General features: G+C 64.4%; 8 protein-coding genes. 6 read left to right on the top strand and 2 right to left on the bottom strand.

What is annotated here, in order from left to right:
• Window positions 1-21: 21 nt before the first annotated feature.
• The gene (locus tag BLS34_RS18095) at window positions 22-1,095 is read right to left on the bottom strand and encodes a helix-turn-helix domain-containing protein (RefSeq protein WP_093152571.1); all 1,074 of its coding nucleotides are present in this window, start codon (window positions 1,093-1,095) and stop codon (window positions 22-24) included.
• A 351-nt stretch (window positions 1,096-1,446) separates the two neighbouring features.
• Between BLS34_RS18095 and goxA the strand changes: the two genes are divergently transcribed.
• The 6 genes from goxA (at window position 1,447) to BLS34_RS18065 (ending at window position 12,671) form a co-directional block, all read left to right on the top strand.
• Window positions 1,447-3,480, top strand: coding sequence for a CTQ-dependent glycine oxidase GoxA (gene goxA / locus BLS34_RS18090; protein ID WP_093152568.1), 2,034 nt, complete (start codon window positions 1,447-1,449; stop codon window positions 3,478-3,480).
• Window positions 3,477-4,652: a glycine oxidase maturase GoxB gene (gene goxB, locus BLS34_RS18085; RefSeq protein WP_175474289.1), complete on the top strand. Its 1,176-nt coding sequence runs from the start codon at window positions 3,477-3,479 to the stop codon at window positions 4,650-4,652. Before goxA ends, goxB begins: the two co-directional genes overlap by 4 nt.
• Window position 4,653: 1 nt before the next feature.
• Window positions 4,654-5,130, top strand: a complete 477-nt coding sequence (locus BLS34_RS18080; protein WP_215906155.1) for a RidA family protein — start codon at window positions 4,654-4,656, stop codon at window positions 5,128-5,130.
• A gap of 363 nt (window positions 5,131-5,493) precedes the next feature.
• A complete protein-coding gene (locus BLS34_RS18075; RefSeq protein ID WP_139189386.1) occupies window positions 5,494-8,247 on the top strand; it encodes a multicopper oxidase domain-containing protein in 2,754 nt (917 codons plus the stop codon).
• Window positions 8,248-8,278: 31 nt separating this feature from the next.
• On the top strand, window positions 8,279-9,874 hold the full coding sequence (locus BLS34_RS18070; RefSeq protein ID WP_093152561.1) for a flavin monoamine oxidase family protein: 1,596 nt from the start codon (window positions 8,279-8,281) through the stop codon (window positions 9,872-9,874).
• 781 nt (window positions 9,875-10,655) lie between these two features.
• Window positions 10,656-12,671, top strand: coding sequence for an ATP-binding protein (locus BLS34_RS18065; RefSeq protein ID WP_028795816.1), 2,016 nt, complete (start codon window positions 10,656-10,658; stop codon window positions 12,669-12,671).
• Between the two features lie 167 nt (window positions 12,672-12,838).
• Here the strand turns inward: BLS34_RS18065 and BLS34_RS18060 are convergent.
• The coding region (locus tag BLS34_RS18060) for a transposase (RefSeq protein ID WP_139189384.1) at window positions 12,839-13,163 on the bottom strand (325 nt) is incomplete at its 5' end.

The following is a 13,163-nucleotide window of genomic DNA, read 5'->3' as shown; positions in this document are numbered from 1 at the left end:
TCAATATGGTCGGATTTGGCTCTAGATCATCAAATGCTTCACCCAGTCCTCGTGACGGCGGTCCAGGCCGGGTCGGTCATGATGCTCTGAGCTTCTTGGGGCATATCCGGCATGGCGAACATCGTTCGGGGTGACGCCATAGCGTCGGTGGAACGCCCGGACGAAGGCCGCATCGCTGCTATAGCCGGCCGCCAGGGCGATATCGTAGGTCGAGTGGTGTGCCCGGGTCTTGTCTGCCAGCGCGACCAAGGCCTGTCTCAGCCGTCGGTCCCGGATATAGGTGCCGATGCCTCCGAAGGAATCGAACAGTTCGTATAGCTTGGTGCGGGATATCCCCAGGTTGCGGCAGATCAGATCAACCGACAGGTCGGGATCATCCAAGCGGGCTTCGATATGTCGCCGCGCGCGTGTCAGTTTGGCGAAGGCAACGCCGGAGGCTTGGTTCGGCCTGTCGGGAGATGCGGCGGCGTTAAGGCACGCCGCAGCGAGGCCCACCGTCGCCGGCGCAATCTCCGCGCCTTGCCGCGCCGTCATCCGGCTCGAGAGCGCCTTGAGTGAACTCATATGGTCGCGCAGCAATTGCACCATCGGCTCTTCGCCGGTGAGCACGCGCAGGTGCTGGTCGTCTGCCGATGTGAGCTGATCCTCCAGCATGCTTCGGGGAATGAACAGGGAGATGTTCGCGAAATTGTTCGTCCGCGAGACGGCCGGCTGCGCCAGATCAAAGATCACCAGACCATCGGTCGGGAAGCTCCGTGTGCCGGTCTTCGTCTCCCAGAGCATGTCGCCTTTTTCGTACAGCTGGATCATGTAGTGGTCCATACCGTCGCGGGCCATCAGCCGGGGCGAGCGTTCCCAGCGCTGCTGTAGGGTTCTGGTGCGCGCAAGCATGATCGAGCCGAACATGTTCGCATCGATCTCAGCGTGGAAATTGTCGTTGCGAACCTGGCGATCAGCCTCGACCTCGAAGACACAGGAGATGCTCTCACGCCAGACGTCGAAGCGTTCCCGCTCCGGTACACCGTCCAGTTTGAAATGCGCATGTGGAACGGGGATGCTTTCTTGTGCCAGGATGGCGCCCGCTTTTTTCCTCATCTCTGGTCCTTCCCGCCAGGTCGACTTCCTGAAACCGGAGCCGACCGAAGAGATCTTCTGGAACGCCGCCAGCCACCGTCAAAAGACTAACCTGATGATCGCCTACGTCCCAATGCCTGATGCTCCTCAGCTCTTCGCACTCTAAGACCCTTAATGATGCAAGGACTCTTTGCGACGTCCTTCACCATCGAACCGAGCAGCTTTGTTTCATTGCTGTCTGGGACCGCCAAATCCTGAGCACTGTCGGATATTCCGGACATACCGTGTGAGAAATCCGGACATACGGTAGGTGGCGGTATCGACGGCTCCCCATACTCCCCAGCCAATGGCGTGCAGAGCATGGGGATTGGAATGCCAGACAAGACAGAGACCCGCCGGAGGGACTTTCTGGCCGGCGCCGGAACGGCGGCCTGGATCGCCGGTCTCGGATTTCCCTTACCGATCAAGCCGGCAGTCGCCGCAACCACACCGGCGGAGGCCGCGCCCGAGGGGGCACGGATCGCACGTGTGGCGATCTATCCTGCGCTGGGAATCTCCCGTGTCGGCGGCAGTCCGAAATGGTTTCTGGCCCCCGAACTGCCCGGCGTACCGCCGCAGCCCGAGGGCGGCTTCAAGGACGGTACCGACCGTATCAAGAAACAGGCGCAGAGATTCCGCATTTACGCCTTTGATGATCGGGATCGCGTCATCGGCGAGATAACCACGACCGAGGCGACGATCTCCTGGCGGGTCCACGTCGCCAACACCAAGGCGGCCTGGTACGGTTTCAGCAATCCCCTCGACAATGGAGCCACGGCGCCGGGCTTGCCGGGACGTCAGCGCAACCGCGCCTATCAGAGCGATGCGGACCGGGAGCGCATGCTTGTGATCGACCCTGGTCCGGTGACGATCAGCGGCACCGATGTCAACGCGGCCGGCGACCTGACCGACTACAGGATGGTCGGCCGCTTCTGGGAAAGCCTGGATGTCGGACTCGGGCAGGTGCGCACGGACGACAAAGGCCGGCTGATCGTCATGCCGCCGGACGGTGTGGCCGGCTCGCCGCAGAACGCCCCGATCACCAGCTTCGCCGACAATGACGGCTGGTACGACGACTGGTGCGATGGACCGGTGGACGCCACCGTGACCCTGGACGACGGGCGGACGTTACAGGCGGACGGCGCCTGGGTCGCCTGCGTTGGACCGAACTTCGCCCCTGAAATTCCGCCCATCAGCACACTTTACGACGTCATCGCGAGCCTCAACTGGGAGCAGGGCTGGGAGGAGATCCCGGAAGGCCCGATATCCTTCCGCAAGCACGTCTACCCGACCTTCCGACGGGCAGCCCTTATGGAATGGGTCTCCGCAGCGGCAAATCTGCGGGAAGCCTGGCTCGATATCGGAGATCTCGGTAGCGAGGCCTTCATCGCGAAACTGGCGGATCCGCGTCCGGAGAATGCGCCGCTGCGGCTCGCGGTGTTCGACGCCTTCCGCAACCCGGACAATCTGGGCGACGATGCCTACAAGGACGAGCACCTCAAGATCCCCCTGATGACCGGCGACGGGATCGACCATGACGGCAGCCCGCTCCAGTGGTTCCAGTTTCCGAAGCTTCAGTACGAGTACCTGAGACGCTGGGCGGCCGGCGATTTCGTCGACGATTTCGCTGATGCTGACCTGGACGTCGTCGAGCGGATCGAGCAGTTGCCGGCGGCTCTCCAGCCCTCGGCCCTGACTGAGGCAGCGTTGGAACCGTGCTCGGGCGGTGCCTTTCATCCGGGCGTGGAACTTTCCTACTACCTGCGACTGGCGCCGCTCTATCGACGCCATACCGACACTGCGGCCGAGCCGTTCCGCATCGCAAGGGGAAGCCGCCCGTCCCTGTTGCAGGACGTCGGGCGAATTCTCGATTTCGATGCTGCCACGCAACACAAGGGAAACGAGACGATCCCGATCGGCCCGCAGATGCCGGGAGATCTGACACGGTGGATGGGACTTCCCTGGCAACCGGATGCCTTCAGCTGCCAGCGGGTCGCCATGCAGGACGCCTTTCCGGTCCCGGTCTGGTGGCCGGCCCTGCTGCCGGTCGATGTGCTGCCGGAGGAATTCTACGAGCAGCTGATGCGCACCGACCTGTCCGATGCCGACCGGGTGAAGTTCTTCGAGAATCGGGTGTGGTGGGCGCGGGGCGTTCCCGGGGTCGGCTATCACGCGAACGCCAGCTACTGGGACGGCATCATCAACATGATCACCCTGTGGCAGGAGATGGGCTTCGTGGTGAAGAGGCCGGGACCCACCGACGGTGCGCGCCCCGATGGCATCCCCGAGGATCTCTTCGTCGAGGTCGGCCGTGGCAATATCGAGATCCGGATGAAATGGACCCCGGGGATGGGGCAACTGCCATGACCGCCGACCCGGCCCGTTCCCTGTCCGAAGGTACGGTGGCCGTTATCGGCGGCGGTATCGCCGGCGCGGCAGCCAGTGCCGCCCTCCGTCTCCGGGGATTGCCGGTTCTCTGGATCGCGCCGCCGCGCGAGGACAGGCCGCGCGCGGGCGAGAGCCTCGCCGCAGCGGCCCGGCCGTTGCTTGAAACGCTGGGCGCGGGTCGCTTTCTCGACAGGCCGGTCCATCGACGGATGGAGACGAGTTTCTCCAATTGGGGCACACGGGCGCTGCTCGAACGCAGCGCGATGGCCCTACCAGGCGGTCTCGGCACGGCAATCGACCGCAATGCCTTCGAGAAGGACCTGCTCGGCCTTGCGTTAGATTCGGGCGCGACACGCCTGCCCACGTCCGTCCACACGGCCTGCAGAACTGATAGCGGTTGGTGGCTGAGAACCATCGACGGCGGAACGCTGACGGCGGGCCTGCTGGTCGACGCAACTGGTCGGTCGAGCCTGATCGGACGTCGGATGACGGTCATGCGGCGCCAGGATCGGATGATCGCTGCCGTCGCCTTCCTGAGGCAGCGATCATCCGATATCGATCCGACCCGAACCACGCTGATCGAGGCCGTCCCGGACGGTTGGTGGTATGCCAGCCTACTCGCCGATGGCTGTCTGGCGGTCAACCACTACACCGATCCGGATCTTCTGCCACGTGGCCTGGGACGCGATCAGGAGGCATGGGGCCGGCTGATCGCCGACACCTGCTACATCTCGAAATGGATAGACACCGGCGGGTTCGAGATCGCGCAGGTACCCGACCTGACGAGCGCCGGTTCGACTTGGCTCGATCGCGCCGCCGGACCCGACTGGATCGCGGTCGGCGATGCCGCGGCGGCGTTCGATCCGCTCTCCGCTCATGGCATGACGACCGCTCTCTGGACCGCCATCAACGCTGCCGAGGCCGTGTCTCGGTCTCTGGCCGGCGATACGGCGGCACTGGATGCCTATGCCGACCGGGTGGCCGATGGTGTCGCCCGGTTCCGAGCGGAGCAGACGGCGATCTACCGACGCGAGCGTCGCTTCGCCCGGCACCCGTTCTGGACACGGCGCAACACCCCTGCACACCACGCCCAACCCGAGCCGATCCGCTCGACCGAAGGGCGGCAAACCGAATTAACAACAGGAGGATGACATGAAGCTCCCCAAGAATTTCAGGGCCTGGGCCCTCGCATTGCCGGCGTTCGCGGTTCTTGTCGCGGCCGCTGGGATGCCGACCCCTGGTCGGGCCGGCGAGATCAAGGCGTACCCCGACCACAACCTGCCCGGCCTCCCCTATTCAGCTGTCGTGCGCGCCGGCGACACGATCTACGTCTCCGGCGTTCTCGGTCATGTGCCAGGCAAGGCGGAACTCGTCCCGGGCGGCGTCAGCGCCGAGGCACGCCAGTCGCTCGCCTATATCAAAGAGTATGTGGAGCTGGCCGGCGGGTCGTTTGAGAACACCGTCAAATGCATGGTGCTGCTGGCAGATATCGAGGACTTCCCGAAGATGAACGAGGCATATCGGGAGTATTTCCCGACAAACCCTCCGGCGAGGTCCACAGTGATCGTCCCGGCACTCCCGCTTGGCGCGAGCGTCGAGATCGAATGTAACGCCGTGCTCGCCGACTGACGGGCGACCGCCGTCCGTTGAGCGGACTTTGGCGGAACAGTGTGAGGTGTGGTGATGACCGGACTTTCGACGACAGCCAGGACGAAGACGCCCACCTCTGCACCTGTGCCAAGGCTCCGGGCGGCGGTCGTCCGGACCGCGATAACCATCGGCCTGAGCATCTGCCTTCCGATCCCGGCGCAGGCTGCGGAGGGCCCGCTGCCGAGACCGCATTGTCCACCGAGGCCCGCCGACCAGGTCTTCCTGCCCTGCGGCGAGGTCGTCTACTACCAACCGCGGATCGGGGTGGCGATCGCACCGTTCGACGGCGGGCCTCTGCCATCCGACGGCCCTCTGCTGGATCTGACCTCCGGAGACCGGGCTTTGCGGTCCGTCGACGGCGTCCTCGATGCTGAGCTCCGGCTCATTACCGGGACCGCCGCCGCGCCCATGCTGATGGGATCCAGACCCTATCGGGTGGCAAGTTTCGAAGGCCAGAGCCGGGTCGGTGGCGTGGTCTCGTCGTATAACGGGATCTTCCCGGCACCGACGCTGATGCTGGAGGCCGGCGACACCCTGCGCCTCAGGATCGAGGACCAGCGGATTCCAAACGAGGTGCTGCAGGCAAGCGACCTGCATTTCGACCCAACCGAGCCGGTGCCGGATGCCTCGAACCTGCACACCCACGGGCTTCTGGTAAGCCCCGCCGGCGAAGGAGACAACGTCTACCGCGCCTTCCGACCGGGCCACAGCTACCGTACCGAAATGCGCCTCGGTGCGACCCATTCGGACGGCATGAATTGGTATCATCCGCACATGCACGGCTCGACCGCGCCGCAGGTGTTCGGCGGGCTGGCGGGGCTGATCCAGGTCGGCGGCGTGGTCGCACCGATGCATCGACCGCTGGTCGAAGGGCTGGTCTCTCAGCAGCTTGTCCTGAGTGGAATGGCACTCGCCCCCAGCCGGGAAGACCCGGACCTCTTCATTCTTGGACCGGTCGCAAACAACACAAGCCCGACGCTCACCGACCCGAACCCGGCTGCGGCAGTCGGCGCGCCGAGAACAGCGCCGGACTATCGTCCGAGTCACCTCGTCAACGGTCAGCTCAACCCGACCATCGCGATGCGGCCGAACGAGACCCAGATCTGGACCGCCATGAACGTCAATGTCTCCGCCTCCTATTCGCTGGCATTGGCGCGGATCGGTGCTGACGGGACCGTCGATCCCTCCACCCCCTTGTTCCGCACCACGATCCTGGCGCAGGACGGGAACGACGAGTATGTGCCGCTGGCCGGCCATCTGATCAAGCACCGGGACCCTATCGAGGATTTCTTCGTGGGCCCGGGTGAGCGCCTGACCTGGGCGGTGACGGCGCCGTCCGAACCGGGCACCTACCATCTGATCCATGTGGTCGACTACGCCTATGGGCGGCAAGTCGGTAACCTGCCGGCGATGCTGACCTTCCAGCCCCCCCAGGCCTTCGTGCCGACGCTGGTGCTGGCTACTGTCGAGGTTGCGGGGGAAGCGGTGGCGCGCGCGGTTCCGGAATTCGCCCCCACCAAGACACCGGCGCTGATCGAGGCCGAACCGGTCCTGACCCGCGACATCGCGTTCGATTTCGACGAACAGTATCTGAGAGGCCGGGTCAACTTCGGCTACTTCCCGAACAACGCCGTGATCCAGGGCTATTCCGGAGATATCGAGCGCTGGATCGTTAGCACCTACTCCCAGGTGGCGCATCCGATCCACATCCACCAGGGCGACTTCATCATCGAGCGGATCGAGTACTATCAGGACCAGGCGCTGACCAAGCTGCGCACGGATCTGCCCTCGAACCCGATCATCTATCCCTTCCGCCGGGTCATGGACACCCTGACCTTGCCAGGTCGCAGCAAAGTGCACCTGAAGATGAAGGCCTCCGCCTTTCCCGGGAAGTTCGTCATGCACTGTCACATGCTGCTGCACGAGGACAGCGGCATGATGGCGTCCGTCGTGATTTCCCGTCCCCGCACCGAAGAGTTGGTCGCCGTCGGCGCGGGTCCCGGCACTCCGCCGGAGCTGAGCGTCGTCGAGGCGGCAAGCGGTCGGGAAGTCTCCCGCTTCCAGGCATTCGATCCGGCCTACCGCGGCGGCGTGAGCGCTGGGATCGGCAACGCGCTGGGTGGGTACGGCGCCTTTTTGGCGGTCGCCGCGTCGCGGGGCGAACCGCTGGTCCGCCTGATCGATCCGGCGTCCCCATCCGAGACCGTTCTGGAGATCCGACCGTTCGGCGGGGCCGGCGACGGCGCGAGCGTGGCGCTCGGCGATATCGACGGCGACGCGGTGGACGAGATCGTGATCGGATCCGGGTCGGGAACCCGGCCTTCGGTCGCGGTGTACGACATCGTGAAGAGCGATGACGGCTGGAAAGCCGAACTCAAGCTGGAAGTCCCGGTCTTCGACGTCTCCTACCGGGTCGGCGGCATCCGGGTCGCGGTCGGCGATATCGACGGCGACAACTGGGACGACATCGTTGTCGGCAACGGCCCCGGCGTACGCAACCGGGTGGCGGTGCTGAGCGGACAGTTCCTCACCGAAGCGGCGGCCGGCATCGGCAATTTTGCGTCCGCCACCGGCAATGCCGCCTTGGACCGGGACCTGAAGCTGTCGATCTGCGCACCCCAAGGACAAGGCGCGGTGATCGCAGAGCTGGTGGACCCGCTTCCCGGCACCGACGGCACCAATGTCGCCGTCGGGTTGGTCGGCGCGGGCTTCGCCACCTATCCCCCGCTTTCCGAGCCCGGATTCAATCCGGTGGTCGAGGAGTCCTATCGGGCACAGGTGATCGTCACCCGCGGCACCAGCCGGCAGGATCCGGAGGTCGCCGTTCTCGAGTATGTCGGCCCCGGCGGTCATAACCATGAAGAGGCGGTGGCCGACCGCACCCGCATGCTGCGATCGGTTGCCCTCTTCACCCCGTTCCCGGGTCAGCGATCGCTCGAGGGCGGCCTGGTCGTCGCCACCGGGCTCATCACCGCAGCCGACCCCGACACACCGGTCACTGGTCTGATCGCGGCGATCGCCCCGGACCGGCAATCCGTCTCTTATTTCGATATCGGGGGTGGGATCGTCACCCGTCCCTGGGCGGTATCGCGTTAGCTGGCGTCAATGGCAGGGAGAGGTACCCGACATGAACTGGAACGGACGACCAATGACCCGACGGGGTCTGCTGGGGCGGCTTGCTGCCCTCGGCGGAGCCGGCGCGGCCTATCACGGTCTGACAACGCTCGGCCTGCTGGCGATCCCGCCTGCCCATGCCGGAATACCGGTGAGGCCGGCCGATATCGGCGCCGGACGAAGCGTGGTGATCCTCGGAGCTGGGATGGCCGGGCTGACGGCGGGCCTGCAGCTCGCGCGGGCCGGCTTCGATGTGAAGATCGTCGAAGCGAACGGACATATCGGCGGCAGGAGCCTGACGGTACGACCCGGAGACAGCTATGCCGAGGTCGGTCGGGAGAAAATGGTCTGCCGTTTCGACGACGGGCTGTACCTGAACGCCGGCCCCGGGCGCATACCGCATCATCATACCGCCGTGCTTGAGTACTGCCGCACGCTCGGCGTCGCGATGGAGCCCTACATCTTCGCGAGCCGGGCCAATCTCCTGCAGAGCGACCAAGCGCTCGGCGGCCAACCCGTCCAACTGCGGCGCATCAAACACGACCTGCGTGGCCGGTTGAGCGAGATGTTGGCTAAGGTGCCGGACCCCGCGGCTCTGGATGCGTCGATCACCGCCGAGGACCACGCCGCATTCAAGGGCATGCTCGAACAGTTCGGTGCGCTGAACCGCCAGGGTGACCGGCTCGTCTACCGAAGCTCAAGCCGGGCCGGCTATTCGGTTCCGCCGGGCGCCGGCCGCGATCCGGGAACGCTGTATCCGGATCTTGAGCTGAAGACACTGCTCGACAGTGACTTCTGGCGGAACGGGCTCTTCAACGACATGACCGACTACTGGCAGACCAGCCTGATGCAGCCGGTCGGCGGCATGGACATGATCGTGAAGGGCTTTCTGGCGGCCGCGATCCCGGGCGGACGCACCGTCAGGGACCTCGTGGTGACAGAAAGCCCGGTCCGCGAGGTCGTGAACACCGAAACCGGTGTCGTGGTTGTGCACGCCAAGGGCCGGGAGCAGGCTGACTATTGCATTTCGACCATGGCGCCATCGGTTCTCGCCCGAGTGAAGAATAATTTCCGTCCGGCCTATGCGGATGCGCTGACCCGCATCCAGGATACGCCTGCCTTCAAGCTCGGTTGGCAGGCGACCCACCGCTTCTGGGAAGAGAACGACCAGATCTACGGCGGCATCAGCTGGACGGATCACCCGATCACCCAGCTCTGGTATCCGTCGGACTCCTACTTCTCGAAGACCGGCGTCCTGACCGGCGCCTACAACAGTGGCGCCAACGCTCAGCTCTTCGGCGCGCTGTCCCATCCCGAGCGTGTCGCCCTGGCGCTGGAGGGCGGCGAGAAGCTGCACCCGGGTTTCTCGAATTGGGTGCACCGCGACCGAGCGCTCTCTATCGCCTGGCACAACATGCCGCATTTCCCCGGCGGCTGGCAGAACAACCCGCCCGAACTGGACCCGCAAGCCTATGCCCGTCTGACGGTGCCGGAAGGCAATGTCATGCTGGCCGGCGACTTCCTGAGCTACTGGTGGGGCTGGAAAGAGGGTGCCATCCGATCCGCCGATCTGGCCGTCCAGGCGATTGTGGATCGAGTGTCACAGTAAGGCGCGACTGCGTGCGGCCAGGGACTGATTGGAACGCGTGGGTCAGGCCGCTTGCCGGTACACCGATGCATATGCCAAGCCCTCCAAGGGCGACGTACCGACCGGCTGCCCGGCCCACTGGCGCCGGGCGTAGTCGACCAGATTAGGAGCTCTGGCCATTGATGTAGTCCCCGAGATTGCCGATGGCGGTGCGCACTCGACGGGCTGGCGCTCGATCTGCGTGAGCGCGTCGCGGACCCTGTCCGTCTGGCCATTCCAAAGCCGCCAGTGCAGGCGGTCGAGCGTGCCGATCCGACCAGCAACGGCGGCACCGGTCCCGCTCTCCCGATGCGCGCCAAGCGTGGGACACGGATCGTCAACGTGCCTTGGAGGCTCTGGATCCTGCGAAGCCGACGGTCCTTCAGCCGCAGGGTCGGGTCGAGCCGGCGCCGACGGTCGCCTTCGCCCGCAGACTTACCTCCTGGAGTGCCACGACAGCGCGCAGGAAGTCACCGAGCACCCGCTGCACAGTGCCGTGGTTGAGACCGATGTCTTCGACGTTTGCCAGATCGACGATCTCACCGAGCCGCGCCACCGCGAGGCCGGGCCCTGGCCCGTCTCAATCAGTTCCCGCTTCCAACCCATCCAATGATCCCGGCGCCGTCGATCCCTCTGATCTCGTGAATTGGAGGCGCGCCGCCATATGTACTAATGGTGTCCTTGAAGCTGATGGTGGTGACTGACCAGAGAGTCCAAGTTGACCGGGTGGAGAGTTACGGACGCAAGGGGGCTCGGCTTGAAGATGACCTGCAGCGGAAGTTGGTGGCGCATCGCGCTGCGGAGGCGCGGCTGGTTGCTTGTGCTCCTCGCGATCGGCCTTACGACGTCGGCTGCGGCCGTCGGTGACCAGAAGCCACTGACCGTCGGCGTCTACGACAATGCGCCGAAGCTCTTCGTCACACAGAGCGGGGAGGCATCTGGCTTCTTCCCCGACATACTGGCGGCCCTCTCAGCGCGCATCGGTCGAGACATCGTCTATCGTCGGTGCGTCTGGGACGAGTGCCTGTCGCTTCTGGAGCGCGGGGAGCTCGACGTGATGCCGGACGTCGCGTTTTCCGAGGCTCGCGCCGAGCGGTTCCGTTTCGGCGAGACCCCTGCTCTCTACAGTTGGTCCTATCTCTATATACCGCCGGGCTTAGTGCTAGGCGGCCTTGCGGATCTGGACGGGCGTCGCGTCGCGGTCCTCAACGGCAGCATTCAGGCCACGAAGCTCGACGAGTACGCCCAGGAGAACGGCTGGACGATCGACTACGTCCTGACCGGGAGCCATAAGGAAAGCTTTGCGGCCGTTTTGTCCGGGGCAGCAGACATCGCGATCGTGAACCATCTTTTCGGGGAAAGCCGGGAGGCCGGCTCGGGCCTCCTTCGCGCCCAGTTCGTCTTCAGCACGTCGGCGCTCTATTTCGCCTTTTCGCCCTCCGTCCCGAAGAGCGTGGTCGCGTCGTTCGATGCGGGTCTCGTGCAGCTTCAGACGGATCCGAGCTCGTCCTATTTTGACGCCTATGAGGAGTGGTTCAGCCCGGCGGACGTCATCCGGATTCCCGATTGGCTGATCGCGGCGGCCTTGTTTCTCGCCGTAATTGGCACCGTCGCGGTCCTCTCAGCTCTTGTTCTGAGGCGCCGGGTTGAGGAGGCGACCGGCGCGCTGCGAACGAGCTCGGACCGTCTTGCGGAGGCGCAGCGGCTCGCGCGCATCGGGAATTTCAGTTGGACCCTCGGTCAGCCCACGGTTACCTGGTCGGACGGCATGCGTACGCTTCTCGGCTATGAGGAACGTTACGAGCCGTCTCTTCAGGAGATCGCGGACACCGTTCATCACCCTGACGACCATGACCGGGTCATGGGCTGGATCCAAAAGGGGATCGACGACGGCGCGGAGGCGTTGGGCCCGGAAGTCTACCGGCTCATCCGCAAGAACGGCGAGGTGATCTGGGTCGAAGCCAACCTCAAGCTCGAGCGCGGCGCATCGAAAGACATCGTTGTCTTCGGAACCTGTCAGGACATCACTGCGCGCGTGGAGCTTGAGCGGGATCTGCTCCAGGCCAAGGCAAAGGCAGAACAAGCCGCGAAAGCAAAGAGTGTCTTTCTGGCGAGCCTGTCGCACGAGTTCCGCACCCCGCTCAATGCGATCATAGGCTTCACCGAAATCCTCAAGATGTCTGGCGGCGACCGGCTCTCCAAGAAGCAGCAGGACCAGCTTACCGACATCCATACGGCCGCACATCAGCTCTACGGCCTCGTGACGGACGTGCTCGAACTCACCCACGCGGAGCAGATGGAATTCCGGATCGCCGCCGAAACGATGTCGCTTCAGGCGGTGCTGTCAGAAGCGCTGGCGCAGGTCCGCTTCCTCGGCATGCGCCACGACGTCGAAATAGTCGACAAGACGGCCCAGCGTGAGAACGTACAATGTTTCGCCGATCCCGCGCGGGTCCGTCAGGTGCTGGTCAATATCCTGTCCAACGCAATCAAGTACAACCACCGGGGCGGGCGCGTGACCATAGACTTCGGTGAGACAGGGCCGACGAAGGTGAGACTCCGGTTCGCCGACACCGGTCCCGGTATCCCGGAGGACCAGCAGGCCACAATCTTCAACATCTTCAGCCGCGTGAAAGGTCAGGCCCTGATCGCAGGAGAAGGGACCGGCGTCGGTCTCACCATCGCCAAAAGCCTGGTCGAGCGCATGGGTGGCGAAATCGGGGTGGAGAGCGTTGTGGGCGAGGGCAGCACCTTTTGGTGCGATTTCGTTAAGGCTTGAGGCGTACTTCGATCCGCTGCCTTCCTCCCAAGGCCATTCTGACGTCAGCGTTCGTGGAACGGACTGAGGGGAGCTTTGGCAGCTTCGATCGACCGAATTTTGTTACAGGGATCCTCAAATAATCGCTTGGAAACTGCATCGGTGATCGAAACTAGAGCGTTTTCGGATCACTCATGATCGTACCCTGTAGCGGTGAAGTAGTTTCTGGCCTCTTCCGGCGTGACGGCATCGATGGCCTGAGCGATTGCGTCCCAGAGGTCTTGTAGGGTTCGGGCGGCGGCCTTTTTGAGTAGCGCCTTGATCTTGGAGAAGGCCAATTCGATCGGGTTGAAGTCTGGGCTGTAGGGCGGCAGGAAGCGGAGCTCGGCGCCGGCCCGCTCAATCGCGTCGCGGACTGCGGCGGGCTTGTGAGCCGGAAGGTTATCCATCACGACGATGTCGCCTGACCGCAGTGTCGGTACCAAGACCTGCTCGACATAGGCGGTGAAGGCC

It is taken from the genome of Thalassobaculum litoreum DSM 18839, assembly GCF_900102465.1.
GTDB lineage: Bacteria > Pseudomonadota > Alphaproteobacteria > Thalassobaculales > Thalassobaculaceae > Thalassobaculum > Thalassobaculum litoreum.
This window is presented reverse-complemented; position numbering and strand designations above follow the sequence as displayed.